The 25,993-nt window shown below is 70.1% G+C and carries 23 protein-coding genes; 9 read left to right on the top strand and 14 right to left on the bottom strand.

Going from position 1 to position 25,993, the window contains the following annotated elements:
• Positions 1-113: 113 nt before the first annotated feature.
• The 3 genes from AB0K08_RS05590 to AB0K08_RS05600 all read right to left on the bottom strand — a co-directional run bounded on the left by AB0K08_RS05590 (position 114) and on the right by AB0K08_RS05600 (position 3,834).
• Positions 114-1,259 (bottom strand): BMP family ABC transporter substrate-binding protein, encoded by a 1,146-nt coding sequence (locus AB0K08_RS05590; protein ID WP_363352502.1) that lies wholly within the window; start codon positions 1,257-1,259, stop codon positions 114-116.
• A gap of 166 nt (positions 1,260-1,425) precedes the next feature.
• Positions 1,426-2,667 (bottom strand): amidohydrolase, encoded by a 1,242-nt coding sequence (locus AB0K08_RS05595; protein WP_363352504.1) that lies wholly within the window; start codon positions 2,665-2,667, stop codon positions 1,426-1,428.
• 12 nt (positions 2,668-2,679) lie between these two features.
• Positions 2,680-3,834 (bottom strand): sugar phosphate nucleotidyltransferase, encoded by a 1,155-nt coding sequence (locus tag AB0K08_RS05600; protein WP_363352506.1) that lies wholly within the window; start codon positions 3,832-3,834, stop codon positions 2,680-2,682.
• 222 nt (positions 3,835-4,056) lie between these two features.
• Between AB0K08_RS05600 and sdhC the strand changes: the two genes are divergently transcribed.
• The 4 genes from sdhC to AB0K08_RS05620 are packed head-to-tail and all read left to right on the top strand — an operon-like array spanning position 4,057 to position 7,591.
• On the top strand, positions 4,057-4,464 hold the full coding sequence (gene sdhC / locus AB0K08_RS05605; RefSeq protein ID WP_363352507.1) for a succinate dehydrogenase, cytochrome b556 subunit: 408 nt from the start codon (positions 4,057-4,059) through the stop codon (positions 4,462-4,464).
• A gap of 3 nt (positions 4,465-4,467) precedes the next feature.
• The gene (locus AB0K08_RS05610) at positions 4,468-4,953 is read left to right on the top strand and encodes a succinate dehydrogenase hydrophobic membrane anchor subunit (RefSeq protein ID WP_363352508.1); all 486 of its coding nucleotides are present in this window, start codon (positions 4,468-4,470) and stop codon (positions 4,951-4,953) included.
• 56 nt (positions 4,954-5,009) lie between these two features.
• Entirely contained in the window at positions 5,010-6,797 is a 1,788-nt protein-coding gene (gene sdhA / locus AB0K08_RS05615; protein WP_363352509.1) for a succinate dehydrogenase flavoprotein subunit, read from the top strand.
• Entirely contained in the window at positions 6,797-7,591 is a 795-nt protein-coding gene (locus AB0K08_RS05620; RefSeq protein WP_363352510.1) for a succinate dehydrogenase iron-sulfur subunit, read from the top strand. Before sdhA ends, AB0K08_RS05620 begins: the two co-directional genes overlap by 1 nt.
• A gap of 140 nt (positions 7,592-7,731) precedes the next feature.
• Here the strand turns inward: AB0K08_RS05620 and AB0K08_RS05625 are convergent, their stop codons facing one another.
• From AB0K08_RS05625 to AB0K08_RS05650, 6 genes are all read right to left on the bottom strand, one after another.
• Positions 7,732-8,373 carry a hypothetical protein gene (locus AB0K08_RS05625; RefSeq protein WP_363352511.1) on the bottom strand — a complete coding sequence of 214 codons (642 nt, stop codon included), beginning with the start codon at positions 8,371-8,373 and terminating at the stop codon, positions 7,732-7,734.
• Positions 8,374-8,416: 43 nt separating this feature from the next.
• On the bottom strand, positions 8,417-9,700 hold the full coding sequence (locus tag AB0K08_RS05630) for an ABC transporter permease (protein ID WP_363352512.1): 1,284 nt from the start codon (positions 9,698-9,700) through the stop codon (positions 8,417-8,419).
• Entirely contained in the window at positions 9,697-10,536 is an 840-nt protein-coding gene (locus AB0K08_RS05635) for an ABC transporter ATP-binding protein (RefSeq protein WP_363352513.1), read from the bottom strand. The genes AB0K08_RS05630 and AB0K08_RS05635 overlap by 4 nt, the downstream gene beginning before the upstream one ends.
• A gap of 133 nt (positions 10,537-10,669) precedes the next feature.
• Positions 10,670-11,719, bottom strand: a complete 1,050-nt coding sequence (gene trpS / locus AB0K08_RS05640) for a tryptophan--tRNA ligase (RefSeq protein WP_363352584.1) — start codon at positions 11,717-11,719, stop codon at positions 10,670-10,672.
• Between the two features lie 73 nt (positions 11,720-11,792).
• Positions 11,793-12,638, bottom strand: a complete 846-nt coding sequence (locus AB0K08_RS05645) for an exodeoxyribonuclease III (protein ID WP_363352585.1) — start codon at positions 12,636-12,638, stop codon at positions 11,793-11,795.
• A 69-nt stretch (positions 12,639-12,707) separates the two neighbouring features.
• Positions 12,708-13,322, bottom strand: coding sequence for a hypothetical protein (locus AB0K08_RS05650; protein WP_363352514.1), 615 nt, complete (start codon positions 13,320-13,322; stop codon positions 12,708-12,710).
• A gap of 76 nt (positions 13,323-13,398) precedes the next feature.
• On the opposite strand from AB0K08_RS05650, the gene AB0K08_RS05655 reads away from it, so the two are divergent.
• Together AB0K08_RS05655 and AB0K08_RS05660 are read left to right on the top strand one after the other, a co-directional pair.
• Positions 13,399-14,718, top strand: coding sequence for an MFS transporter (locus tag AB0K08_RS05655; protein WP_363352515.1), 1,320 nt, complete (start codon positions 13,399-13,401; stop codon positions 14,716-14,718).
• Positions 14,718-16,226: an MFS transporter gene (locus tag AB0K08_RS05660; RefSeq protein WP_363352516.1), complete on the top strand. Its 1,509-nt coding sequence runs from the start codon at positions 14,718-14,720 to the stop codon at positions 16,224-16,226. Before AB0K08_RS05655 ends, AB0K08_RS05660 begins: the two co-directional genes overlap by 1 nt.
• A 78-nt stretch (positions 16,227-16,304) precedes the next feature.
• Here AB0K08_RS05660 and AB0K08_RS05665 read toward each other — a convergent pair whose 3' ends face one another.
• The 4 genes from AB0K08_RS05665 to glyA all read right to left on the bottom strand — a co-directional run bounded on the left by AB0K08_RS05665 (position 16,305) and on the right by glyA (position 21,596).
• Positions 16,305-18,176 (bottom strand): ABC transporter permease, encoded by a 1,872-nt coding sequence (locus AB0K08_RS05665; protein ID WP_363352517.1) that lies wholly within the window; start codon positions 18,174-18,176, stop codon positions 16,305-16,307.
• Entirely contained in the window at positions 18,169-19,089 is a 921-nt protein-coding gene (locus AB0K08_RS05670; protein WP_363352586.1) for an ABC transporter ATP-binding protein, read from the bottom strand. Before AB0K08_RS05670 ends, AB0K08_RS05665 begins: the two co-directional genes overlap by 8 nt.
• A gap of 236 nt (positions 19,090-19,325) precedes the next feature.
• Positions 19,326-20,213: a bifunctional methylenetetrahydrofolate dehydrogenase/methenyltetrahydrofolate cyclohydrolase gene (locus AB0K08_RS05675; RefSeq protein ID WP_363352518.1), complete on the bottom strand. Its 888-nt coding sequence runs from the start codon at positions 20,211-20,213 to the stop codon at positions 19,326-19,328.
• Between the two features lie 81 nt (positions 20,214-20,294).
• A complete protein-coding gene (gene glyA, locus AB0K08_RS05680) occupies positions 20,295-21,596 on the bottom strand; it encodes a serine hydroxymethyltransferase (protein ID WP_363352519.1) in 1,302 nt (433 codons plus the stop codon).
• Positions 21,597-21,810: 214 nt separating this feature from the next.
• On the opposite strand from glyA, the gene AB0K08_RS05685 reads away from it, so the two are divergent.
• From AB0K08_RS05685 to AB0K08_RS05695, 3 genes are read left to right on the top strand one after another with little or no spacing between them, the layout of a single operon-like run.
• A complete protein-coding gene (locus AB0K08_RS05685; RefSeq protein ID WP_363352520.1) occupies positions 21,811-23,079 on the top strand; it encodes an NAD(P)-binding domain-containing protein in 1,269 nt (422 codons plus the stop codon).
• A 28-nt stretch (positions 23,080-23,107) separates the two neighbouring features.
• On the top strand, positions 23,108-23,599 hold the full coding sequence (locus tag AB0K08_RS05690) for a Fur family transcriptional regulator (protein ID WP_363352521.1): 492 nt from the start codon (positions 23,108-23,110) through the stop codon (positions 23,597-23,599).
• A 59-nt stretch (positions 23,600-23,658) separates the two neighbouring features.
• Complete coding sequence (locus AB0K08_RS05695; protein ID WP_363352522.1) at positions 23,659-25,161, top strand: catalase; 1,503 nt, start codon at positions 23,659-23,661, stop codon at positions 25,159-25,161.
• Between the two features lie 102 nt (positions 25,162-25,263).
• Here the strand turns inward: AB0K08_RS05695 and AB0K08_RS05700 are convergent, their stop codons facing one another.
• Entirely contained in the window at positions 25,264-25,938 is a 675-nt protein-coding gene (locus AB0K08_RS05700) for a hypothetical protein (protein ID WP_363352523.1), read from the bottom strand.
• Positions 25,939-25,993: the final 55 nt, after the last annotated feature.

Genomic DNA, 25,993 nt, shown 5'->3' on the forward strand with positions numbered 1-25,993 from the left:
GCAGTGTTCTGGGCTCATGGGAGAGATCATCTCAGGAGAAGGACGGTGGGGCGGCCCGCAGGCCACCCCACCGCGTGATCCGCCGTCCGGCCCAGTTCGGACCGGACTGGCGGTCAGACCTCGGGCGAGTAGTCCGAGTCGACCTCGATGGAGCCGTCGATGATGCCGGCCCGGATCTCCTCGAGCTCGGCCTTCATCTCGTCCGAGACCTCGGCGTCGAAGTCGTGGAAGGGGGCGATGTCCACGCCGCCGTTCTCGAGCGTGCCCACGTAGGGCTCGCCGTCGAACTCGCCGGCCAGGTCAGACTCGATGACGTCCTTCACGGCCTCGCCCATGAGCTTGACCACCGAGGTGAGGATGATGTCGCCGGACTCCGTGGTCTCGAAGCCGTCGGAGTCGACCCAGATGACCTTGGCCTGCTTGCCACCGGCGTTGGCCTCCGTCACGGCGTCCAGGGTGCCCAGACCCACCGGACCGGCCACGGGCATGATGATGTCCGCACCCTCGTTGATGAAGTTGGAGGTGTTGGTCTTGCCGTTGGCCTGGTTCTCGAAGTCACCGGTGAAGGAGCCGGTCTTGGCCTCGCGGTTCCAGCCCAGCACCTCGACCTCGGCGTCCTTCTGCTCGTTGTAGTACTCCACGCCGGCGGCGAAGCCGTCCATGAAGATCGTCACGGTCGGGATCTCGGCGCCGCCGTAGGTGGCGACCTTGCCGGTCTCCGAGGTGCCGGCGGCCAGGTAGCCCGCCATGAAGGCGCCCTGGGCCGTGTCGTAGATCAGGCGCTTGACGTTCTCCGGGAACTCCGGGTCGGTGACGTCCACGCCCATGAAGTGGGTCTCGGAGTTGTCCGTGGCGATCGGCTTGATGGTGTCACCCAGGAGGAAGCCCACGCCGATGATCATGTTGCAGTCGGCCTGCAGCATCGAGTTGACGTTCGGGGTGAAGTCGGACGGGGAGGTCGACTCGGCCTCGAGGGTCTCGATGCCGAACTCCTCCTCCGCGGCCATCAGTCCCTCGTAGGAGGACTGGTTGAAGGAACGGTCGTCGAAACCGCCCTGGTCGGAGACGATGCAACCTTTGTAGTCGGAGTTGTCCGCGCCCACGGCGGAGCCCTCGGAGGAGGCCGCGGCCGAGCCGTCCCCGGCGTCCTCCGGGGCCGCGCCACAGCCGGCCAGGAGCAGGCCGGACAGGCCCAGGACGGCGGCCGGCAGGAGTGCTTTTCGAGACGACCTGCGATGCAGGGGGGATGCGATGCCCATGATGATCCTTCGGTGCGAGTGAGCGGGCTTCAGGGGTGCGGGCAGGTCAGTCGACGGCCGGCCTGCACGGGTGTCCGCGCCCAGATGACGGACAGTTACCGGGGAGTTTACCCAAAGTTGGCAGGAAACGCTTCAGAAATCGGGGCCGAGGTGTACAACGGATTGGTCACTGGACCCCGGCGAGGGTCCTCAGGGCCGCGGCCGTGAAGATGCGCATGCCAACCCCGATCGCCCGCTCGTCCGGCGCGTAGTCCCCCATGTGCAGGTCGTAGACCGGGCCTCCCGGGGTCCGGGTCCCCAGCCGCAGCATGGCGCCGGGGACCTGCTGGGTCATCCAGGCGAAGTCCTCCCCGCCCATGGACTGCGGCGTGAGCTGGATGGCCCGGGAGCCGAGTTCATACCGGGCGGCGTCCTCGATGAGGTCCGTCTCCGCCTCCGTGTTGACCACGGGCGGGACGCCACGGACGTGCTCCAGGTGGACCTTCACGCCGAAGGGCCGGGCCACCTGCTGGACCACCTCGTCCAGCAGGTCCCCGGCGGATTCCCACACCTCGGCGTCCAGGCACCGCATGGTCCCGGCGAGGTAGCCGGAGGCGGGGATCGCGTTCGGCGCCGCCCCCGCGTTGATCTGCCCCCACACCACGGAGACCGCCGAACGGACGTCGATGCGCCGGTTCAGCACCGCGGGCACCTGCATCGCGATCGCGGACAACGCGTGGACGAGGTCCTCGGTGAGGTGCGGGCGCGAGGTGTGGCCGCCGCGGCCGGACAGGCCGATCTTGATGGTGTCCGCCGCCGAGGTGATGGCCCCGATGCGGGTGCCGATCGTGCCGACGTCGAACCGGGGTTCGCAGTGCGCGGCCAGGATCCGCGGGATCCCCTGCAGCGTGCCCTGCCGGATGACGGACAGGGAGCCGCCGGGAAGGCGTTCCTCGGCCGGCTGGAAGATGATGCGCACCCGGCCCGCCAGCGGCAGGTGGGCGAAGTCGGGACCGGGCCGGCCGTCGTCGCCCAGGATCCGGTGCAGCGCCAGCGCGGTGCCGGCCATCACGGAGGTATGCAGGTCATGGCCGCAGGCGTGTGCCACCCCGGGGGTGAGTGAGGCGTACTCCAGGCCGGTCTGTTCCGTCAGCGGCAGGGCGTCGATGTCCGCGCGCAGCCCGAGCACGATCGGCCCCGAGCCGATGTCCACGTAGGCCCCGGTGTCCTCGAGCCTGACCGGTGACAGCCCGGCGGCCGAGAGGGTCTGCAGGATGCGGTCCGTGGTGCGGTGCTCGTCGTAGGACAGTTCCGGGTGCGCGTGCAGGTCCCGGCGGAAGGCCACCACGGCGGGCTCGAGCTCCTGGACCAGGGGGGTGACCCGCGGCAGCCCCGGATCGTCCAGGACGGGGCGGGGTTCATGCACCACGGGGCTCATCCCTCACAGGACGTCGTCATCGCCGTGGGCCTTGAGGGACTCCACGGCCTGCTTCACGGACTGGGCGTGCTCGGTGGTGGTCACCAACAGGGCATCCGGGGTGTCCACCACCACGATGTCCTGCACCCCGATCAACGCGATCACCCGCGCCGTGTCCGTCACGACCACACCGGAGGCCTTGGAGGAGTACACCCGCGGCGTCTCCCCGATCACGGTGATCCCCGAGGCCCGCTTGGCCGGGTTCAACCGGGCGATCGCGGCGAAGTCCCCCACGTCATCCCACGTGAACCCACCCGGGATCACCGCCACATCCCCGGCCGCCGCCGCCGGCTCCGCCACCGCGTAGTCGATCGCGGTCTTCTTCAACCCCGGCCACACCCGCGCCATCGTCTCCGCCTGCGCCTCGGTGCCCCAGGCCTTGGCGATCTGCACCACCCCGGCATGCAACTCGGGCTCGTTCGCCGCCAGGTGCTGCAGCATCAGGGACACCGGGGCCACGAACATCCCGGCATTCCACAGGTACTCCCCCGAGTCCACGTACTCCTGCGCCACCGCCTCGGCCGGCTTCTCCACGAACGCCGCCACACTCTTGGCATGCGGGGCCCCGTCCACGGACAGGTCCTCACCCTGCTGGATGTACCCGAACCCCGTGGCCGGGTGCGTGGGCCGGATCCCGATCGTCACGATCCGCCCGGTGGCCGCCGTGGCCACCGCCTCCGCCACCGCCTCCTGGAACTCCTCCACCGGGGTGATCACCTGATCCGCCGCGAAGGACCCCATGATCGTCTCCGGATCCCGCTCGAACAGGATCGCCGCCGCCAACCCGATGGCCGCCGCCGAGTCCTTCGGCTCCGGCTCCAGCACCACGTCCTGACCGGCCAGGCCCGGCAACTGCTCCACCACGGCGTCCTCATGGGCCTCACCGGTCACCACCATCACCCGGTCCCCCGCCAACGCGGACAGCCGGTCATAGGTGGCCCGGATCAGGGTCTGCCCCGATCCGGTCAGGTCATGCAGGAACTTCGGGGCCGCCGCCCGCGAGAGCGGCCACAGCCGCGTCCCCACACCACCGGCGGGGATCACTCCATAGAAACGGTCCAGCCCCGGGGTACCGGAGAGGTCCACGGCTGGCTGGCCATTGATTTCGGGGTCAGTCATCACACCGGACAGCATAGGTGACCGCCTCCCTCCATCCCGGCAGCGCCCCACCCGCACCGCCCGCGCGGTGACACGTGCCACACCGGGGCCTGGCCGGGTCAAAAAGGGGACCGGAGCGCCAAGAAGGACTAGTCTGTCGTGGAGGAATGCACTCGCACCGGCGTTTCCATGTGCCCACTGGAGGTGGCACAGGCGCCCTTGCAGTCCCTGGGAGGTTTAACAGTGTCAACTGCGACATCAGCGCAGGCCCCGGCGAAGTCCGGCCGTGGGACCCTCTATCGCGGCAAAGAGGGGATGTGGTCGTGGGTGATCCATCGGGTCACCGGCGTCGCCATCTTCTTCTTCCTGCTGGTCCACGTGCTGGACACCTCATTGGTGAGGGTCTCGCCGGAGGCCTACGACGCCGTGCTCGGCACCTACAAGAACCCGCTGATGGCCGTCGGTGAGGTCGGCCTCGTCGGGGCCATCATGTTCCACGCCTTCAACGGCATCCGGATCATCCTGGTCGACTTCTGGAAGGGCGGCACCAAGCACCACAAGAAGATGCTCTGGACCGTCGTGGTCGTGTGGGTCATCGCCCTGGCCGGCTTCTCCATCCGTCACCTGATGCTTGCTCTGGGAGGTCACTGAGCCATGAGTGCCACCGCTGAATCCACGATCGCAGCCCCCCGCACGGGGCGGATCGACCCCAAGTACACCCGCGGCGCGTCCACCACCGGCAACTTCGAGATGCTGACCTGGTTGTTCATGCGCATCTCCGGTGTGGCCCTCGTGGCCCTGATCTTCGTCCACCTGTTCTCCAACCTGATGGTCGGGGACGGCATCAACGGCCTCGACTTCGGGTTCGTGGCCGGCAAGTGGGCGGATCCGTTCTGGCAGTTCTGGGACCTGGCCATGCTGTGGCTGGCCATGCTGCACGGCACCAACGGCGTGCGCACCATCATCAACGACTACGCCGAGCGTGACGGTGTGCGGTTCTGGCTGAAGATGGTCCTCTACGTGGCGACCGTGGTCATCATCGTCCTGGGCACCCTGGTGATCTTCACCTTCGAGCCCTGCCTCACGGATGCGGCCGGGAACCTGCTGGGGTCATCCCCCGCGTTCTGCGAGACGCTCTGACGCTCCCGCGCCCCACTGACCCACCGAGATCTCTCGAGTAGAAGGAACTCCAACGCATGCAGGTACACAAGTACGACGTCGTGATTGTCGGTGCCGGCGGCGCCGGCATGCGCGCGGCGATCGAATCCGGTCAGCGCGCCCGCACAGCGGTGCTGACCAAGCTCTACCCCACCCGTTCGCACACGGGCGCCGCCCAGGGCGGCATGTGTGCCGCCCTGGCCAATGTCGAGGAAGACAACTGGGAGTGGCACACCTTTGACACCGTCAAGGGCGGCGACTACCTGGTGGACCAGGACGCCGCCGAGGTCATGGCCAAGGAGGCCATCGACGCGGTGCTCGACCTGGAGAAGATGGGCCTGCCCTTCAACCGCACCCCGGAGGGCCGGATCGACCAGCGCCGCTTCGGCGGCCACACCCGTGACCACGGCAAGGCGCCGGTCCGCCGCGCCTGCTATGCGGCCGACCGCACCGGCCACATGATCCTCCAGACGCTCTACCAGAACTGCGTCAAGCACGACGTCGAGTTCTACAACGAGTTCTACGTGCTGGACCTGCTGATGGTGGACGAGCCGGGCACCCGCCCGGACGGGACCCCCTACACGCAGAAGCGCGTGGCCGGCGTCGTCTCCTACGAACTGGCCACCGGCGAACTGCACATCTTCCAGGCCAAGTCCGTGGTCTTCGCCACCGGCGGCGCAGGCAAGGTCTTCAAGACCACCTCCAACGCCCACACCCTGACCGGTGACGGCATGGCGATCGCCTACCGCAACGGCCTTCCGTTGGAGGACATGGAGTTCATCCAGTTCCACCCGACCGGCCTGGCCGGCCTGGGCATCCTCCTCTCCGAGGCGGCCCGCGGCGAGGGCGGCATCCTGCGCAACTCGGACGGCGAACGCTTCATGGAGCGCTACGCCCCGACCATCAAGGACCTGGCGCCCCGTGACATCGTGGCCCGGTCCATGGCCGAGGAGGTCCGCCAGGGCCGTGGCTGCGGCCCGAACAAGGACTACGTGCTGCTGGACCTGACGCACCTGGAGCCGGCGCACATCGACGCCAAGCTCCCGGACATCACGGAGTTCGCCCGCACCTACCTCGGGGTCGAGCCCTACACCGAGCCGGTGCCGGTCTTCCCGACCTGCCACTACGTGATGGGCGGCATCCCGACCAACATCAAGGCCGAGGTCCTCCAGGACAACGACACGGTGGTCCCGGGCCTGTACGCCGCGGGCGAGGTCGCCTGCGTGTCCGTGCACGGCTCCAACCGCCTGGGCACCAACTCCCTGCTGGACATCAACGTCTTCGGCCGCCGCGCCGGCATCTACGCTGCCGAGTACGCCGCCACGGCGGACTTCGTCGAGCTGCCGGAGAACGGCGAGGCGCCGACGATCGAGCACATCGAGAACCTGCGCTCCGCCACCGGCACCGAGCGCGTGGCCGAGCTGCGCTCGCGCCTGCAGGAGGTCATGGACGCGGACATGCAGGTGTTCCGCACCGAGGAGTCCATCCGCCGGGCTTTGGACGAGATCGAGTCGTTGCGTGCGCGCTACGAGCAGGTCGCCGTCCAGGACAAGGGCAAGCGGTTCAACCTGGACCTGCTCGAGGGCCTGGAGCTGGGCTACCTGCTGGACATGGCCGAGGCCATGACCGTGGCGGCCCTGCACCGCAAGGAATCCCGCGGCGGCCACTACCGCGAGGACTACCCGGACCGTGACGACGAGAACTGGATGACTCACTCCATGCTCTACCGCGATCCCGACTCCGAGATGGAGGGGGTCAAGGGCATCCGGTCCGAGACCAAGCCGGTCGTTGTCACCCGTTACCAGCCGATGGAGCGTAAGTACTGATGAGCACCACAATCAACGAACCCGCCGAGGGACCCTCCAAGGTCGATCTGGGCGCCCAGGGCGGCGGCGGCGCCGGTGAGATTCCGAGCTTCGACGTCACCCTCAGGGTCCGCCGCTACCTGCCCGAGTCTTCCGAGGAGTCCTACTGGGACGAGTGGAAGATCACCATGTACGGCACCGACCGCGTGCTGGACGCCCTGCACAAGGTCAAGTGGGACCTCGACGGCACCCTGTCCTTCCGCCGGTCCTGCGCCCACGGCGTCTGCGGCTCCGATGCCATGCGCATCAACGGCCGCAACCGCCTGGCCTGCAAGGTCCTGCTGAAGGACCTGGACCTGTCCAAGCCCATCCTGGTGGAGCCCATCAAGGGCCTGCCGGTGGAGAAGGACCTGATCGTGGACATGGATCCGTTCTTCCAGTCCTACCGCGAGATCATGCCGTTCCTGGTCAACAAGGGCCCGGAGCCCACCAAGGAGCGTCTGCAGTCCGCCGAGGAGCGGGAGCGCTTCGATGACACCACCAAGTGCATCCTCTGCGCCGCCTGCACCTCCTCCTGCCCGGTGTTCTGGACCGATGGCCAGTACTTCGGTCCGGCCGCCATCGTCAACGCCCACCGCTTCATCTTCGACTCGCGCGACGATGCCGGTGACATGCGCCTGGAGATCCTCAACGACAAGGAGGGCGTGTGGCGCTGCCGCACCACCTTCAACTGCACCGATGCCTGCCCCCGCGGCATCCAGGTGACCAAGGCCATCGCCGAGGTCAAGCAGGCGGTCCTGGCCGGGGCGTTCTGACCCCTCCCCCACCGACCTGACCCACCTGCACCGCAGCACGCAGAAGCCCCCCGGAGATCTTCTCCGGGGGGCTTCTGCGTTGCCGGGTCCATCGTGTCCGCGGGGGTGTGTCCGTGGGGGTACGACGGCGGCCGGTTGCCTCAGGCGCGGGCGCGCAGGTACGCGTTGACGTCCTTCGAGAACGCGGTCACGAGCCACCAGATGTTCACGACCAGGAAGGCCACGGTGACGACGATGCTGGCGATGCCCAGGCCGGCGGCCACGGACATCATGACGCCCAGGCCGGTCAGGCCCCACAGGGTGAACAGCGTGCCGATCGCGGCGAACACGGTGCCCAGGATGCGGGCCCAGTTCTTCGACTTGCGCAGGCCGAAGTACACCAGCAGGTAGACGGCCGCCGCGATGACCAGGGTCACCACGGTGGTGCCCATGGCGATCGCCGTCCCGATCTCCATGCCCTCCTCCAGCTGCTCCCGCGGGATGCCCAGCTGCTCGGACTGCTGGTCGAGGGTGGCATCCATGATGTCCTGGTTGCCGGAGGTGATGAAGCCGACGATGCTGGAGATCACGTAGATCGCCAGCGAGGCCAGGGTCAGGTTCTTGAGCAGGCCGAACTTCTTCGGCTCGGACACCTCCTGGCCGAAGGCGCCGGAGTCGTAGGCGGCCGTGCCGTACTTGGAGCCCTGCTGGCCCTGGCCCTGCATCTGGCCCTCGAAGGCCGGGTTGCCGTAGGGCTGCTGCTGGCCCGGGACGCCGTAGGGCTGCTGTGGATTCTCTGTCATGGTGTTACCCCTCTCTGGATGGTGGAAAAGTTCTCTCGCCGGGCTACTCGTACCGCAGGGCCTCGATCGGGTCCTTCTTGGCGGCACGGGCTGCCGGCATGGTGCCGGCCAGGAACGCGATCACGAGGATCAGCGCCGTGATCAGCAGGATGGACAGCGGGTCCACGGCGAACAGGCTCAGCCCGGCCACGCCTGACAGCGGGCCGTTGACCAGGGCCGCGTTGCCGCCCACGCCGATCGCCACGCCCAGGCCCACGCCGATCACGGAGCCCATGACCCCGAGCAGCACGGCCTCGGTGGAGAACAGGCCGAAGACCTTGCCTCGGCCCATGCCGAGGGCCTTCATCAGGCCGATCTCCCGGGTCCGCTCCTGCACGGACATCAGCAGCGTGTTGACGATGCCGAAGCTGGCGGCCAGCAGGGCGATCAGCGCGAAGCCGTTGAGGACCCACGTCACCGTGTCGATGATCCCCGTGATGACGCCCAGCTGGTCCTCCAGGGTCAGGCCCATGAGACCCTCGTCCATCAGGGCCGCCTTGACCGCCGTCTCGTTCTCCGCCAGGTTCTCCACGGTGGCCACGGCCTGCACGTAGGACTGGGGCTGGTCCACCTCCAGGCCGGAGTTCTGCACCTCGTTCAGCTCCTGGTTCAGGGAGCTGGAGGGCATGGGGCTTCCGCCCACGCCGGAGATGGCCTGCTCGGAGACGCCCACGATCTGGGCCTCGACCGTCTGCTCCTGCTGGGCCAGGTCCTTGAGGCCGATGATGACGGTCTGGCCGATCACCTCGTTCGGGTCCTCCGTGTCGAAGGCCGGCAGCCAGTTCTCCGGCACGGTGATCTGGCTGGCCTCCGGGTCCGGCAGCTCGCCGGCGGACAGCTCCATGCTGTCTCCGTCCGAGGGGAAGCCCAGGCTGTCCAGGACGAACTGGTCCCCCGCCTCGGTCTGGAGGTAGTCCGCGGTGACGAACACGATGGGCTCGACGTCCGTGACCGAGTCGATCCCCTGGATCGTGGCGATGTCGTCCTCGGTCAACATCTGCATGCCGAACTCTCCGGTGGCGCCGGATTGCTCCGGGTCGTACTCCTGGGGCTCCGAGCTGGTGCTCATCTGCTGGGCGGGGTCGGCCCCGGGCATCACGTAGATCTGGTCGGTCTCACCGAAGCCGGCCACCATGGAGTCCACGTACTTGTTGATCCCGGCGCCCAGCCCCGAGGTCAGGGTCAGGGTGAAGGCACCGATGACGATCGCGATGACCGTCAGGAAGGTCCTGGTCTTGGACCGCATGGTGTTGCCCAGCGCGGTCTTGACGACGTCTACGCTCCTCATGCCTGTGCCTCCCCGGTCCCGCCGGTGCCCGGGGCGTCCGGACGCGCGTCGACCGGTGCGGGGGCGGCGTGCCGGCCGTGCCCGCCCGGCCGACGCGATCCCTCCCGGGAGGCCTGCCCCACGCCGGCGCCGGCGGCCTTGGCCGCCTCGCCCCGTTCGTCGGCGATGATCATCCCGTCCTGCATCAGCAGCCGGCGGTCGCAGCGGGCGGCCAGGTCGTCGTCGTGGGTGACGACCACCAGGGTGATGCCCCGGTCCCGGTGCAGCCCGAAGAGGATGTCCTCCACGACCTCGCTGGTGGCCGTGTCCAGGTTGCCCGTGGGCTCGTCGGCGAAGAGCACGGTCGGGTTGTTGACCAGGGCGCGGGCGATGCAGACGCGCTGCTTCTGGCCACCGGAGAGGTCGGTGGCCTTGTTCTTGGCCTTGTCCGCCAGCTCCAGCTGATCCAGTACCTGGAGGCCGCGGCGCTTGCGTTCCGCGGCGGGGACACCGGCGATCTTCAGGGGCAGGATCACGTTCTCCAGCACCGTCTGGTTCGCGTTGAGGAAGAACTGCTGGAACACGAACCCGAAGGTGTCGTTGCGCACGGCGGAGACCTGGGAGGCCTTCAACTGGCTGACGGGGCGCCCCTGCATAGCCACCACGCCGGACGTCGGGTCGTCCAGCAACGCCAACAGGTGCATCAGCGTGGACTTCCCTGAGCCCGACTTGCCGACGATCGCCACCGATTCGCCCTGCTGGATCTCGAAGGTCAGGCCCTTGAGGGCGTCGAAACGGGATTGCCCGCGCCCATAGACCTTGACCAGGTTCTCCGTCTCGAGAACGGGTACTGACATGCGGGACCTTTCCTTGTGACTTTCGTCGGGGTGGGGTTCCCTGTCAGTATGTCAGGTCACCCGGTCCCAGCCCGGTCCGAAACGGGCTCTGGGGCGCACAGATGACAGGTGTCATGGGTGTCCGTGACATGGCTCAGCGGCTCGGCGGCAGGAACCCGGCCTTCGCGTACACGTCGGCCAGCACCGGCGCGGCGACCTCGCGGGCCTTGGCCGCCCCGTGGTCCAGCAGCCGGTCCAGCTCGGCCGGGTCGTCCATCAGCTCCAGGGCCCGCGTACGGATCGGGGCCAGGCGCTCGACGACGGCCTCGGCCAGGTCCACCTTGAGGTGGCCGTACATCTTCCCGACGTAGGCCTCCTCGAGCTCGGGGATGCTCCGGCCGGTGAAGGCGGCGAAGATCGAGAGCAGGTTGGACACCCCGGGCTTGGTCCCCCGGTCGAAGCGGACCTCGGTGCCGTCGTCGGTCACGGCGGACTTGATGCGCTTGGCGGTGACCTTGGGCTCGTCGAGGATGTTGATGAGCCCGTTCGGGGACTCCGCGGACTTGGACATCTTCGCCGTGGGGTTCTGCAGGTCGTAGATCCGGGCGCCGTTCTCCGGGTAGAAGCCGGTCGGCACCACGAACGTCTCCCCGTGCCGGGTGTTGAACCGCTGGGCCAGGTCCCGCGTCAGTTCCACGTGCTGGCGCTGGTCGTCGCCCACGGGAACGCCGTGCGGCTGGTACAGCAGGATGTCCGCGGCCATCAGCATGGGATAGGCCAACAGCCCGACGCCGGCCGCCTCCGCGCCCTGCCTGGCCGCCTTGTCCTTGAATTGGGTCATGCGCTGGGCCTCACCCATGCCCGTCATGCACATCAGGATCCAGGCCAGCTGGGCGTGCTCGGGCACCTGGGACTGCACGAACAGCGTGGAGCGTTCGGGGTCGATCCCGGCTGCGATGTACTGCGCCGCGGTGTTGCGCGTGCGCAGGCGCACGGACGCCGGGTCCTGTGGGGTGGTGATGGCGTGCAGGTCCGGGATGAAGAAGTAGGCGTCGAAGTCCTGTTGGACCTGCACCCAGTTCACCAGGGCCCCGAGGTAGTTGCCCAGGTGCAGGGAGTCTGCCGAGGGCTGCATGCCCGAGAGCACGCGGTGGCGCGTGCCGGCGCCGGCCAGGTGGGCGGTCGTGGAGGTGTCCTGGGCCAAGACGTCCGCCGGGGACGTCCGCGCGGTGCGGGGGCCGGCGTCGGGGGTGGGGTTCTCGGTCACGGGGTCTTCCTCAGAACTGGTAGTCGACCACGAGCGGGGCGTGGTCGGAGAAGCGGGTGTCGTAGCTGGGGGCGCGGTCCACCACGGCGGAGGTGGCCTTGGCGGCCAGCTCGGGGGTGGCGGCCTGGTAGTCGATGCGCCAGCCGGTGTCGTTGTCGAAGGCCTGGCCGCGCTGGGACCACCACGTGTAGGGCCCGTCCACCTCTCCCGCCAGGTCGCGGTGCACGTCCCGGTAGCCGATCTCCTCGCCGAAGAAGCGGTCGAAGTAGGCGCGCTCCTCGGGCAGGAAGCCGGCCTTCTTGGTGTTGCCCCGCCAGTTCTTGATGTCGAGCTTCGTGTGGCCGACGTTGAGGTCACCGGTGACCACGGCGTAGTCCCGGGTGGCCCGCAGCTCGGGCAGGCGCCGGATCATCTCGTCGAGGAACCGGTACTTGTCCACCTGCTTGGGGGTGTCGACGACCCCGGAGTGGACGTAGGCGGACACCACGGTGAGCGCCTTGCCGTCCGGGGCGATCAGGTCGGTCTCGATCCAGCGGCCCGAGTCGTCGAAGTACGGCTCCCCGATCCCGACCCGGGTGTCCTGGGGTTCCAGCAGGGTGGCGATCGCGACGCCGGCACGGCCCTTGGCCGCGGCGGCGGTCTCCACCACGTGCCAGTCCTGGCCCGTGATGTCCTCGAGCAGGCCCTCCACGATCTCCTTCGGCGCACGCACCTCCTGGAGTGTGAGGACGTCGACCCCGCGGCCGGCGAACCAGGCGCCCATGCCCTTGCGGTGGGCGGCACGGATGCCGTTGACGTTGACGGTGGCCAGGCGCAGGGCACCGTCCGCCTTGGGGGCGTGGGCGTTGGTGTGGATGACGGGCTGGGGTGCGGTCTCGGCGGAAGTCACGCGTTCCAGCCTAGCGGGACCGAGGACCGGGGCAGGTCAGTTGATGACCTCCCCGGCGATCGGGCCCTCGGCGTCCGGTCCACGCCGCGGCCGCTGCCCCGGTGCCGGTTCCGGCTTCGCCCCCGTGTCCGTGCCGGTGCCCTTGTCCTTGTCCGTGTCCTTGAGCATGTCCCGGGCGTTCGCGGAGGTGATGTGGATGGTCTCCAGGGCGCGGGTCACCATGTCCGTGTCCGCCTCGGTGCCCTTGGCGAGTTCCTCGGTGACCACGCGGGCCTGCACCTGGACGATCTTGAACGAGTGGTCGAGCTTGGTGTCCCGCATCGGGTCGGCCGGCTCGGGGGCACTGGCCCGGTCCGGGACCTGCGGGGCCAGGGAGGCGGAGAAGTTCTTCATCTTGCGGTCCACCGAGCGCGCACCGCGGCGCACCCCGAGGACCACGAGGATGGCCAGCACGAGCCAGCCGGCGGAGATGGCCACCAGCAGCCAGCCGATCACGTCGTTCTGGTTGGCCGCGAACATCAGGGCCACCAGCAGGATCACCACCATGGCGGCGAAGGTGATGCCGCTGCCCTTCGAGGCCCAGCCCAGACCACGGGCCCCGGTGCCGGCCTGGCCGGCGTTGCGCTTGTTCGAACTCTCCACTGACTGCATGTCTCGATTATCCCGCATGTGAACGTCCGTGGTGTCCCGTCCGGGCGCTGATCGCCACCGGCTTAGTCTGGTGGACATGCCCGCCTCCTCCCGCCCCTCCGCCTCAACGCCTCCCGCCGCCCGGCCGGCGCTGTGGTCCCGGGGTTTCGTGCTGGCCTGCCTGGCCAACATCATGATGTTCTTCAACGTGCACTTCCTGCTGTCCACCGTGGCGGGCTACACCGTCGCCCGGTTCGCGGTCGGCGACTCCGTGGGCGGTGCCGTGGCCTCGGTGTTCATCCTGGGCACCCTCATCTCCCGGATCCTCGCCGGGCCGCTGATCGAGCGGTTCGGCTCCCGCCCGCTGCTGCTCATCGGCTTCGCCGCGTTCGTCGTCGCACCGCTGCTGTACTGGGCCTCCGGGTCCGTGTGGGCGCTGCTGCTGGTGCGTGCCGTCCACGGGCTGACGTTCGGGGTGTCGTCCTCCGTGATCGCCGGTGCCGCCGTGAACCGGCTCCCGGTCTCCCGGCTCTCCGAGGGCACCAGCCACTACTCCTCCTCCACGCTGATCGGCGTGGCCGCCGGCCCCCTGATCGGGCTGGCCCTGGCCGGCTCAGCCGCCGGCGCCGGCGTGGGGGGCGGGTTCGGCCCCGTCGCCGTGACCGCCTCCGCCGTCTCCCTGATCGGTCTGGTCACCGCGTGGTTCATGGACGTCCGCCCGCGCCAGCCGGAACCGGGGCACCCGGGGGACGGGCCGGCGTCGGGCACCGCGGAGGTGCCCGACGCCCAGGCTCCCGCCGCCCAGGCAGCCCCCACAGCCCCGGCCGCCCCGCGCCCGGCGTGGGCGCGCTACGTGGAGCCCGGCGCGGCACCCACCGCAGCCGTGGCGGCCCTGTACTCCCTGGGGTACGCCGGGATCGTCACCTTCCTGGCCACCCTGGCCAGCGAACGCGGCTTCGGCGCCGTCGCCAGCCTGTTCTTCGCGGTCTACGCGGGCACCGTGCTCGTCTCCCGCCTGTTCACGGGCCGGCTCATGGACCACCGGGGCGCGAACGTGGTCATGCTGCCCGCCTTCGTCCTCTTCGCCGCCGGGCTCGCGGCCATCGCCGCGGCGGACCACGTCTGGGTGTTACTGGCGGCCGCCGTGCTGGTGGGACTCGGCTATGGCCAGCTGCTCTCGGCCGGGCAGGTCATCTGCGTCACCCGGGTCCCCCGGGAACATGCCGGCATGGGCGCCTCGACCTACTTCCTGGGGATCGACCTCGGCATGGGCCTCGGCCCGCTGCTCGCCGGGGTCCTCGTCCAGTGGTGGGGCACCGGCGGCCTGTTCTGGGTCCTGGCCGGATTCGTCCTCGCCCTGCTCCCGGTGTTCTGGCTGGTCCAGGGCCGTCAGCTCCACGGGGAGGTGCGTCCGTGATGAACCGGAACCCCCTGCCGGCCGGCGGGCAGCCCGCCGGCGGCAACCGAATCCTCGTGGTCCTGCTGGTGCCCCTGTTCATGTCCCTGATGAGCGTCAGCGTGGTCAACGTGGCCCTGCCCGCCATCGAGGACGGGCTGGGGGCCTCCCCGGCGGACATCCAGTGGGTGCTGGCCGGTTACGCCCTGGCCTTCGGCGTGGTCCTCGTGGCCGCCGGACGCGCCGGCGACCTCTGGGGCCGCAAGCCGATCTTCATCGCCGGCATCCTGTTCTTCACGGTGGGGTCGCTGGCCGCCGGCCTGGCGGTCGACCCGCTGATGCTCAACCTGTCCCGGGTCGTGACCGGCCTGGGTTCCGGGCTGCTCAACCCGCAGATCATCGGCATCATCCAGAACGTCTTCCACGGCCGGGCCCGTGGCCGCGCCTACGGGTTCTTCGGCACCATCGTCGGCCTCGGGGTCGCCATCGGCCCGACCCTGGGCGGGGTGATCATCGGGGCCCTGGGCCCGGAATGGGGATGGCGCATCACGTTCCTCATCAACGTCCCCTTCGGCGTGCTCTCCGCCGTCCTGGCCGTGGCCTGGCTCCATCCTCCGGCGCGGGACCGGGCCGCCGAGGCACGCCGCACCCTGGGCGCGCTGGACCCCGTCGGCATGGTCCTGCTGGCCGCCGCCGTGGTCTTCGTGATGCTCCCCTTCATCCTGCCCGGGACCTGGCTCCTGCTGGCGCCGGCCGTCGTGCTGCTCGCCGCCTGGTGGAGGTGGGAACAGCGCATGAAGGCCCGGTACCCGGTCACGGGACGCGCCCCCATGGTGGATCCGATGCTGTTCCGCATCCCCTCCTTCAGCTACAGCACGGTGACCACGTCCTTCCTCCTGGGAGCCATGCCGGGGCTGTGGGCCGTCCAGGCCATCGTGACCCAGCAGGGGCTGGGCCTGTCCGCGCTGGCGGCGGGCCTGACCTCCCTGCCCCCGGCGGTGGCGATCATGGTCCTCTCCCCCTGGATCGGCCAGCATGTCCACCGCCGCGGCCCGCTGTTCGTGGTGCTGGGCGGGGTGCTGGCCATGATCGCCGTGGTCCTGGGCATGGTCGCCTTCCACCAGATCGCCGCCGGCGCCTGGCCCTACTGGACCCTGGCCGCCTGCCTGTTCCTCTTCGGCCCGGGCCAAGCCCTGCTGATGACCAGCACGCAGGTCCTCACCATGCACGAGGTCCCGTTGCACGCCGCCGGAGCCGCCGGCGGGGTCTCCCAGACGGCCCAGCGCGTGCTGACGGCCATCGGCCTGGCCGCCGTGACCGGGGCCTTCTACGCCTCCCTCGCGGCCTCCGGTACCGACGGCGACCGCCCCGACGCGGCCTCGGCGGGATCCGCGGTGGCCGTGGCCCACGGGGAGGCCGCCGACGCCGCCCTGCTGGTGGTCCTGGGGCTGCTGGCGGTCACCCTGGCCGCCGGCGTGCTCGACTACCTCCGGCGCCGCCGCAACGGGACCCTGGTCCTGGAGGACTGACCCCCACCACCGATCACGGCCGCAGTACAGGTCGAGAATCGCCGGCAGAGTCGACAGGTGTCGGTACCGTGATCCGGGTCAGCGCAGGAACAGCGCCTTCAGCCGGTAGGAGGTGAAGACCAGCCCGCCGCAGATCATCACCGCGAAGTACAGCACGTGCACGCCCGTGAACACCGTGAAGACCCCGGCCCCCAGCTGACGCATCAGCTCCACCCCGTGCCACAGCGGCAGCGCCTGGATGACCCACTGGACGGGCTCCGGGTACACGGCCAGCGGGAAGAACGTGGCAGAGAACAGGAACATCGGCATCAGCACCACCATGATCCAGTCCATCTGCTGGAACTTCGTCATATAGCTGGTCACCGCCATCCCCACGGAGGCGAAGGCGAACGCGATCATCAGGGCGGCGGGCACCAGCAGCAGGGCCCACCAGCTCGTCACCAGGCCCAGGGCGGACATCACCACCAGGAACGCCACCGAGTACAGGCCACCGCGCATCAGGGCCAGCGTGATCTCCCCCAGCGCGATGTCCACCGGCCCCAGCGAGGTGTTGAGCATGGTCTCGTAGAGCTTGGACATCTTCATCTTGAAGAACACGTTCCAGGTGGAGTCGTAGATGGCGCCGTTCATGGCGGACACGGCCAGCAGCGCCGGGGCGATGAACTCCCCGTAGCCCACCGGTCCCGCCGGCCCCTGGACCTCCCCCACCAGCGCCCCCAGCCCGATCCCGAGGCTCAGCAGGTACAGCACCGGCTCCACGAAACCGGACACGAAGATCGCCCAGTTCGAGGTCTTCAGGGCCCGCAGCCCCCGCTGGACCACCACCCGGATCCGGCCCGCGTACATCCCGGCCCCCGGTCCGGTCCGCGCGGTGAGTTCCGGCATCGGGGGCACCTGCTGTACCGGAACCCGGGGCACGACGCCGGCCGGCCGGCTTCCCGCTGCCACCGCACCGGGTGCGTCGGCAGCGGCGGGCGCGGGCCGTCGTCGTGCGCTGCCGGTTCTGACCCGTCCCACCGCCGCGTCCCGGTCCGCCGTCCCGGGGACCCAGCCCAGGCGCCGGGTGTAGATCCGGCGCACGAGGATCCAGCCGAGGGCGGCCAACGCCAGCAGGTAGCCCACGTGCACGGCGGTCAGCCAGGCGGGGTTCTCCATCCCGTAGGAGGCGATCCGGCCGAGCTGGGCGGCATGCCACTGCGGGGAGATCCAGCCGATCCACTGCAGGCCGATCGGCAGGGCGTCCAGGGGGTAGAAGGTGGCGGAGAACAGGAACAGCGGCATGATGATGAAGCGCTGGACGAGGGCGAACTGGCCGGCGTCCCGCCGCAGGGAGGCCGCGTACGCCATGAGCGGCAGCCCCACGGCCAGCCCGCCCAGGCACGCGGAGAGCACCTGCAGCCAGCCCCAGGGGCTGGAGACCGCCCCGAAGGCGAGCATGATGAGGAAGAACAGCACGGACTGGACCAGGTACCGCAGCAGGACCGCGGTGACGTGGCCGGCGGCGATCTGGTGCGGGGCGATCGGGCTGGCCTGCGGGCCGAAGTAGAGCCGGTGCCACTTGAACCCGTCCATCACGGGATAGGTGAACTCCGTGGCGGCGGCCATCAGGGTGCCGGCGGCCAGCAGGGCCGGGGCGATGAACTCCAGGTAGCCGACCCCGCCCGTCCCGTCCGCGGCGCCGACCGCCTCCGAGCCGCCGCCGCCGATCAGGGTGGCCAGGCCCATCCCCATCGCCAGCAGGTAGACCAGCGGCTCCCCGATGGCGGAGACCAGGATGACCCCGCCGTAGCGGCGCATGTTCTGCAGGTAGTGCTCGGCATAGTACCAGGCGCCGAACCGGCGGACCCGGGCCGCGGAGGCGGCCGGGCTCAGCGGGGCGGCCGGGCTCAGCGGGGCGGCCGGGCTCAGCGGGGCGGGCGGGCTCAGCGGGGCGGGCGGGGAATCAGTCAATGAGGCTCCGCCCGGTCAGGGTGAGGAAGACGTCCTCCAGCGAGGACCGGCGCACCAGCGAGGTGACCGGTTCCAGGCCCAGCCCCGTCACCGTCTCCAGGGCGCCCTCGCCGTCGTGGGCGTAGACGAGCACCCGGTCCGGCAGGGACTCGATCCGGTCCACCCCGGCCAGCTCGCGCTCGAGCTTCAGGGCCGCCGCGGCGTTGTGGACGGCCCCGAACCGCAGCTCGAGGACCTCGCGGCTGGAGTGTTCCCGGATCAGGGCGGCCGGGGACCCCTCGGCCATGATGCGGCCGTGGTCCACCACGATCAGCCGGTCACACAGCTGCTCGGCCTCGTCCATGTAGTGGGTGGTCAGTACGAGCGTGGTGCCCTGCTCCTTGAGCCGGAACAGCCGGTCCCACAGGATGTGCCGGGCCTGCGGGTCCAGCCCAGTGGTGGGCTCGTCCAGCAGCAGGACCCGGGGCTCGTTGACGAGCCCCCGGGCGATCACCAGGCGGCGCTTCATCCCGCCGGAGAGGTCGTCCACCCGCGTCTGGGCCTTCTCGGTGAGCTGGGCGAACTCCAGCAGCTCGGTGGCTTTGGGCCGCAGGTAGGAGTAGGGCAGGCCGAAGTACCTGCCGTAGACGATGAGGTTGTCCCGTACGGTGAGTTCCTCGTCCAGGTTGTCCTGCTGCGGAACCACCCCGAGGTGGGCGCGGACCTCGGGCCCGTGGCGCTCCGGGTCCAGGCCCATGATGGCCAGGTCCCCGCCGGTGCGCTGGGACACCCCGCCGATCATGCGCATGGTGGTGGACTTGCCCGCGCCGTTGGGGCCGAGCAGCCCGAAGGACTCCCCCGGACGCACGGCGAAGTCGATCCCGTCCACGGCCGTCACGGCGCCGTAGCGCTTCGTCAGCCCGCGGGCCTCGATGACCGGCGGGGTTGTAGAGGCGACCGAGGCGGCCGAGGCGGCAGAGGCGGGACCAGTGCGATCCGCATCACATCTTTCAGGAGTCACCCGGGCGAGTGTAGCCGGGACCAGAGGCTGCCGGCAGGCCCCTTCCGTTCGCCATTACGTGGGCCTGACCGGGCTGCCGTCATCGGATGGACGTTTCGTCGGAGCGCACCACGACGAGATGTCCGCCCGATGACGACCACCTGTCCGGCTCAGGAGCGCGCGGCGACGGCCCTCTCGGCGGCCTCGACCACGTTGGCCAGCAGCTCCACGCGGGTCATCGGCCCCACGCCGCCGGGGTTGGGGGCCATCCAGGAGGCCTTCTCGGCCACGGCCGGGTCCACGTCCCCGGTGATCCTGGCCTTGCCGTCCTCACCCTCGACGCGGGAGACGCCCACGTCCAGGACGATCACGCCCTCCTTGACGTCCTCGGCCTTGACCATATGGGCCACCCCGGCGGCGGCGATGATCACGTCCGCGCGGGCCAGCTCGGCCTTCAGGTCCTTCGTGCCGGTGTGGGCCAGCACCACGGTGGCGTTGACGTCCCGGCGGGTCAGCACCAGCCCTGCGGGCCGGCCGATGGTCACCCCGCGGCCGATCACCAGCACGAGCTGTCCGGCCAGCTCGATCCCGTAGTGCTGGAGCAGGTCCACGCAGCCCTTGGGGGTGCACGGCAGCGGGGAGTCCAGTTCCCCGCCCACCGAGGCCACGAGCCGGCCCAGGTTCATGGGGTGCAGTCCGTCCGCGTCCTTGTCCGGATCGATGGCCTCCAGCACCCGGTCCGTGTCGATGTGCTTCGGCAGCGGCAGCTGCACGATGTACCCGGTGCAGGCGTCGTCGGCGTTGAGCTCGGCCAGCACGGCCAGCAGCTCCTCCTCGGTGGCGGTCTCCGGCAGGTCGCGGCGGATGGAGGTGATGCCCACCTCGGCGCAGTCCCGGTGCTTGCCGGCCACATAGGACTGGGACCCGGGGTCCTCCCCCACCAGCACGGTGCCCAGCCCGGGCACCACGCCCTGTTCCTTCAGGGCCGCCACGCGGCCGGCCAGATCCTTCTTGATGGCGGCCGCGGTGGCGCGGCCGTCGAGCTTCTGTGCGGTCATGGCGGGGTCACGCTTCCTTGCGGGGTCGGCAGGGCCAGAGGGAATCTATACCTATCACCATAGTGATTGAGGTCGCTCCTGTCACCAGCCCTCCAGGCCGTCGTACAGCGGGAAGTCTGCCGCCAGACGGTCCACCCTGGCCTTGAGCGCCTCCACGTCCGGGCCCGGCGTCAGGGTCTGGGCGATGATGTCCGCCACCTCGGTGAACTCCTCGGCGCCGAAGCCGCGGGTCGCCAGGGCCGGGGTCCCGATGCGCAGGCCGGAGGTGGTCATCGGCGGCCGGGGGTCGAACGGAACCGAGTTGCGGTTCACCGTGATGCCCACCTCGTGCAGCAGGTCCTCGGCCTGGCGGCCGTCCAGTGCGGCGTGGCGCAGGTCCACCAGGATCAGGTGCACGTCCGTGCCGCCGGTCAGCACGGAGACCCCGTGCTCGGTGACATCGGCGGCGGTCAGCCGCTCGGCGAGGATCTGCGCGCCCTCGATCGTGCGGCGCTGGCGCTCGGCGAACTCCTGTGAGGCGGCGATCTTGAAGGCCACCGCCTTGCCGGCGATCGCGTGCATCAGCGGGCCGCCCTGCTGGCCCGGGAACACCGCGGAGTCGATCTTCTTGGCGTACTCCTCCCTGGAGAGGATGAAGCCCGAACGCGGGCCCGCCAGCGTCTTGTGCGCCGTGGAGGTCACCACATCGGCGTGCGGCACCGGGTTCGGGTGCAGCCCGGCGGCCACGAGGCCGGCGAAGTGGGCCATGTCCACCCACAGCTTGGCGCCGACCTCATCCGCGATGGAACGGAACGCCTCGAAGTCCAGCTGGCGCGGGTAGGCGGACCAGCCGGCCACGATCATGGCCGGCTTCTCGGCCAGGGCCTTCTCGCGGACCTTGTCCATGTCGATCCGGTAGGTGTCCGGGTCCACCTCGTAGGCGGCGATCGTGTAGGTCTTGCCGGAGAAGTTCAGCTTCATCCCGTGGGTCAGGTGCCCACCGTGCGCCAGGGACAGGCCCATCAGCGTCTGACCCGGCTGCAGCAGCGCGGTCATCAGGGCCACATTCGCCTGCGCGCCGGCGTGGGGCTGCACGTTGACGTGCTCGGCGCCGAACAGGGACTTGGCCCGCTCGATCGCCAGGTTCTCGGCCACGTCCACGTGCTCGCAGCCACCGTAGTAGCGGCGCCCGGGGTACCCCTCCGCATACTTGTTGGTCAGCACCGAGCCCTGGGTCTGGAGGATCGCGCGCGGCACGAAGTTCTCGGAGGCGATCATCTCCAGGGTGTCCCGCTGGCGGCCCAGCTCGAGGCCCAGGACCTCGGCGATCTCCGGGTCCACGGCGGAGAGCGGCTGGTTGTTCAGGGAGGTGCGGTCGGCGAATGCTGCGGTGGGCTCTGTCACGGAAGGCTCCTGCTGGCGTAGTCACGATCATGGGACGCCGCCGGACCCAGGCGGGCGGTCCGAAGGCCTGCACGGTCCGGCGGCCTTCAGCAGGTCGCCGATCCGTGTTCGCCGCTTCCCGGTGGTGGTCCACCTTCGCCAGTCGCGGCCTGCGCCCCATCGTAGCGCGGGGCCGGGCCTGACCCGTTCGCATTTCCCTGCCATACTGCGCCTCATGAGCAACTCCGCGTCCGGCCCCACCCCCCTGCTGGCCACCGTGGTGATCGGCGCCGGTCAGGCCGGGCTCAGCGCGGCCGGCCAGCTGCTGCGCAAGAAGCTGCGCCCGCACGAGGACTTCATGGTCCTGGACGCCAACGACGGCCCGGGCGGGGCCTGGCGGCACCGCTGGGACGCCCTGACCTTCGACGCAGCCCATGGGATCCACGACCTGCCCGGGATGGCGCTGGGCACCCCGGATCCGGCCGAGCCCGCCAGCCGCGTGGTCGCCCGCTACTACGGCAGGTACGAGCGGGATCTCGCCCTGCCCGTGGTCCGCCCCGTGAAGGTCGTCTCCGTGGATCACCATGTGGAGGATGCGGCGGCAGGGCACGGCGAGACAGGCTTCTTCACCGTCACCGCCGCCGACGGCCGCACCTGGCGGGCCCGCACCGTCATCAACGCCACCGGCACGTGGGACAGCCCGTATGTCCCCTACTACCCCGGGATCGCCGAGTTCACCGGCCGCCAGCTCCACACCCGGGGGTTCACCGCCGCCTCCGACTTCGCGGGGCAGCGGGTCCTGGTGGTCGGGGGCGGCACCTCCGCGCTGCAGTTCCTGCTCCAGCTGCATGAGGCCGGCGCCCGGACCGTGTGGAGCACGCGCCGCGAGCCGGACTGGACGGACCGCTTCTTCGATGCCTCCTGGGGCGTGGACGTGGAGACCTCGGTCTCCGCGCGCACCACCATGGGCCTGCCGCCCCTCTCGGTGGTGGCGGCCACGGGCCTGCCCGTCACGGAGCAGTACCGGGCGGGCCTGGCCTCCGGCGTGCTGATCAGCCGCGGTCCGCTGCGCCGGCTCACGCCCACGGGCGTGGTGCTGGACGGCCCGGGGCCCGACGGCGGCGCGGTCCCCTCCCAGGGTCGCGTCGCGGACGCGCTGCTGGAGCCGGGCGCGGCGGCGGCCGGCGGCCTGGACCGGGTGACTGCACTGACGGGGCGGGCCTGCACCCAGGTGTCCACGGAGGACCCGCTCACCACGTGGGAGACACCGGTCGACACCATCCTGTGGGCCACCGGATTCCGGGCCACCATGGACCACCTGGCCCCCCTGCACGTCCGCGAGCGCGGCGGCGGGGTGGTGATGCACGCGGACGGGGTGTCCGTGGCCAAGCGGCCCGGCCTCTTCCTGGTGGGCTACGGCGCCTCCGCCTCCACGATCGGCGCCACCCGGGCCGGCCGGCGGGCCGCGGTCGGGGCCGCCGAATCCACCACCGGGCATTTATGAGTTACTCAGAATATGGCATACTGGAGCCATGACCCAGAGCACCCCGTCCGGAGCCGCGCCCCTGGCGTGGGCTGCCCGGATGCGGGCCGCTGGCCTGCGGGTCACCAAGCAGCGGCTGGCCGTGCTGGACGCCCTGCACGCCAGGCCGCATGCCACGGCGGACGAGGTCCTGGCCCACGTGCGGCAGTCCCTGCCGGGGATCACGGTGCAGTCGGTCTACACCGTGCTGCACTCCCTCACCGGCGCCGGACTGCTGCGTCAACTGGACCTGGCCAACTCCCCCGCCCGCTATGAGACCCGCGTGGAGGACAACCACCACCACGCCGTCTGCACGGACTGCGGCCGGATCGAGGACGTGGCCTGCGCCGTGGGTCACGCCCCCTGCCTGACCCCCTCCGAGACGCACGGAATGACCATCCAGGTGGCCGACGTCGTCTACCAGGGCCTGTGCGCGGACTGCGCCGCCCGACCGGCCGGCGCTGCCGCCGCCCCAGACCCCCGGACGGCCCGTCAGGGCTGACCGGTATCCCCACCACCCGACCGACCCGACCACCCCAACCAACCCCGTAGGAGAACGTGATGACGGAAACCACTCCGCACGCCACCGGTTCGACCACCCAGGCCGGCATCCCCGCCGTCAGCGACCGCAACTCGCTGACCGTGGGCGCCGACGGCCCCATCGTCCTGCACGACCACCACCTGGTGGAGACCCTCGCGCACTTCAACCGGATGAACGTCCCGGAGCGCCGCCCGCACGCCAAGGGCGCCGGCGCCTTCGGCACCCTGGAGATCACCGAGGACGTCTCGCAGTGGACCAAGGCCGACTTCCTGCAGCCCGGCAAGAAGACCGACATGCTGGCCCGCTTCTCCACCGTGGCCGGCGAGCTGGGCTCCCCGGACACCTGGCGCGATGTGCGCGGCTTCTCGCTGAAGTTCTACACCGAAGAGGGCAACTTCGACATGGTGGGCAACAACACCCCCGTGTTCTTCGTCCGCGACCCCATGAAGTTCCCGCACTTCATCCGCTCCCAGAAGCGCATGCCGGACTCCGGCCTGCGTGACGGCACCATGCAGTGGGACTTCTGGACCCAGAACCCCGAGTCCGCCCACCAGGTCACCTACCTCATGGGCGAACGGGGCCTGCCCAAGTCCTGGCGCACCATGAACGGCTACTCCTCCCACACCTACTCGCTGGTCAACGCCGCCGGCGAGCGCTTCTGGGTCAAGTGGGCCTTCGAGTCCCAGCAGGGCGTGGAGAACCTCTCCAACGAGGAGGCCGAGCGCCTGGCCGGTGCGGACGCCGAGTACCACCGCCGCGACCTGCGTGACGCGATCGCCGAGGGCGACTTCCCGAAGTGGGACCTGTATTTCCAGATCATGCCGTACGAGGAGGCCAAGACCTACCGGTACAACCCCTTCGACCTCACCAAGATCTGGTCCAAGAAGGACTACCCGCGCCACAAGGTCGGCACCCTGACCCTGAACCGCAACCCGGAGAACTTCTTCGCCGAGATCGAGCAGTCCGCGTTCTCCCCGGCGAACATGGTCCCGGGCACCGGCAACTCCCCGGACAAGATGCTGCTGGGCCGCAACTTCGCCTACGCGGATGCCCAGCGCTACCGCATCGGCACCAACTTCCAGCAGCTGCCGGTGAACAAGCCGATCAACCCGGTCCACACCTACAACTTCGAGGGCAACATGTGGTATGAGCACACCGGTGCCCGCTCCGTGTACGCCCCGAACTCCTTCGGTGACTCCTGGTCGGACGAGACCGGCCCGGTGGACAACGGCTGGGAGGCCGACGGCGCCCTGACCCGCGAGGCCTACACCCTCCGCGAGGACGACGGCGACTTCGTGCAGCCCGGCATCCTGGTCCGCGAGGTGTTCAACGACGCCCAGCGCGACCAGTTCGTGCAGACGGTCTCCGGCGCCCTGGACGGCGTGCAGGAGCCGGTGCTCTCCAACGCCTTCCAGTACTGGAAGAACGTGGACGCCACCATCGGCCAGCGGATCGAGGACGCCGTGAAGGCCAACGCCGACGGCTCCGACGTCCCGGGCATGGGCGTCGACCGCGACCGGTAACCTCCGGTAGCCCCCGGTGGGGACACCACGGGCCCCGTTCCTGCCATGGCAGGGACGGGGCCCGTGGTGTCTGCAAGCACGGGGACAGACTCAGGGACAGGCTCAGGGGAGGCGGCCCGGGCGATCACCGCCCCCGCCCCGGTCCTCGTCGTCGGGATCGACGGGGTTCATGGTCCGGTCGCCAGCCGGCCGGTCGTCAGCAGGCCCGCCGTCAGCAGGCCCGCCGTCAGCAGTCGGGGCGCCGGAAGGTGGGGCGTCGGCAGGCGGGGCGTCGGCTGCGACGGGTGCCGCATGACGCCCCGGGGCCTGGTCCCGCACCGACTGGTCACCGTCGTGGTGGTCACCGTCGTGGTGGTCACCGGCCTGGTGGTCACCGGCGTCGTTGTCACCGGCGTCGACCGGTTCAGCACCGCCCCGGCGGTGCCCGCTCCGGTCGGTCCGTACCTCCGGGTCCAGCCGGTCGGCCTCCCGCAACTGCGAATCCAGGGCACTGCGGGAATCGCCGGCCGAACGCTCACGCTCCTGAGCCTCGGCACGCAGCTGGTCGGCCTGTTCCTCCGCGGCCCGGGCCTCCAGGCGCGCGGCTGCCGCCTGATCCTCCTCGGCGCGCGTGTGCTCCTGCCGTCGGGCGGCGTCGTCGCGCAGCTTCTCCGCCTCCCGGTGATCGGCCTCCCGACGCTTGGCACGCCGCCTGTTCCCCATGACGACGGCAACCGCGATGATGATGAGGAGCACCACCACGCCGATTACCAACCACAGGATCTGCTGGTCATTCATCGCGCGTCCTTTGCTGTAACGGTCAACGTTCTGGCCGGCCGGGCGCCGACCCGTT

Source organism: Citricoccus sp. NPDC055426 (assembly GCF_040677445.1).
In the GTDB taxonomy this organism is placed as follows: domain Bacteria; phylum Actinomycetota; class Actinomycetes; order Actinomycetales; family Micrococcaceae; genus Citricoccus.

What these genes read in the sequence shown, in the direction of transcription:
- AB0K08_RS05635 (WP_363352513.1), bottom strand. Translation starts at nt 10,536, where the DNA reads ATGTCAGTACCCGTTCTCGAGACGGAGAACCTGGTCAAGGTCTATGGG.
- AB0K08_RS05630 (WP_363352512.1), bottom strand. Translation starts at nt 9,700, where the DNA reads ATGAGGAGCGTAGACGTCGTCAAGACCGCGCTGGGCAACACCATGCGG.
- sdhA (WP_363352509.1), top strand. Translation starts at nt 5,010, where the DNA reads ATGCAGGTACACAAGTACGACGTCGTGATTGTCGGTGCCGGCGGCGCC.
- AB0K08_RS05610 (WP_363352508.1), top strand. Translation starts at nt 4,468, where the DNA reads ATGAGTGCCACCGCTGAATCCACGATCGCAGCCCCCCGCACGGGGCGG.
- AB0K08_RS05690 (WP_363352521.1), top strand. Translation starts at nt 23,108, where the DNA reads ATGACCCAGAGCACCCCGTCCGGAGCCGCGCCCCTGGCGTGGGCTGCC.
- AB0K08_RS05625 (WP_363352511.1), bottom strand. Translation starts at nt 8,373, where the DNA reads ATGACAGAGAATCCACAGCAGCCCTACGGCGTCCCGGGCCAGCAGCAG.
- AB0K08_RS05695 (WP_363352522.1), top strand. Translation starts at nt 23,659, where the DNA reads ATGACGGAAACCACTCCGCACGCCACCGGTTCGACCACCCAGGCCGGC.
- AB0K08_RS05600 (WP_363352506.1), bottom strand. Translation starts at nt 3,834, where the DNA reads ATGACTGACCCCGAAATCAATGGCCAGCCAGCCGTGGACCTCTCCGGT.
- AB0K08_RS05660 (WP_363352516.1), top strand. Translation starts at nt 14,718, where the DNA reads ATGAACCGGAACCCCCTGCCGGCCGGCGGGCAGCCCGCCGGCGGCAAC.
- AB0K08_RS05700 (WP_363352523.1), bottom strand. Translation starts at nt 25,938, where the DNA reads ATGAATGACCAGCAGATCCTGTGGTTGGTAATCGGCGTGGTGGTGCTC.
- AB0K08_RS05655 (WP_363352515.1), top strand. Translation starts at nt 13,399, where the DNA reads ATGCCCGCCTCCTCCCGCCCCTCCGCCTCAACGCCTCCCGCCGCCCGG.
- AB0K08_RS05685 (WP_363352520.1), top strand. Translation starts at nt 21,811, where the DNA reads ATGAGCAACTCCGCGTCCGGCCCCACCCCCCTGCTGGCCACCGTGGTG.
- AB0K08_RS05675 (WP_363352518.1), bottom strand. Translation starts at nt 20,213, where the DNA reads ATGACCGCACAGAAGCTCGACGGCCGCGCCACCGCGGCCGCCATCAAG.
- AB0K08_RS05620 (WP_363352510.1), top strand. Translation starts at nt 6,797, where the DNA reads ATGAGCACCACAATCAACGAACCCGCCGAGGGACCCTCCAAGGTCGAT.
- AB0K08_RS05650 (WP_363352514.1), bottom strand. Translation starts at nt 13,322, where the DNA reads ATGCAGTCAGTGGAGAGTTCGAACAAGCGCAACGCCGGCCAGGCCGGC.
- AB0K08_RS05590 (WP_363352502.1), bottom strand. Translation starts at nt 1,259, where the DNA reads ATGGGCATCGCATCCCCCCTGCATCGCAGGTCGTCTCGAAAAGCACTC.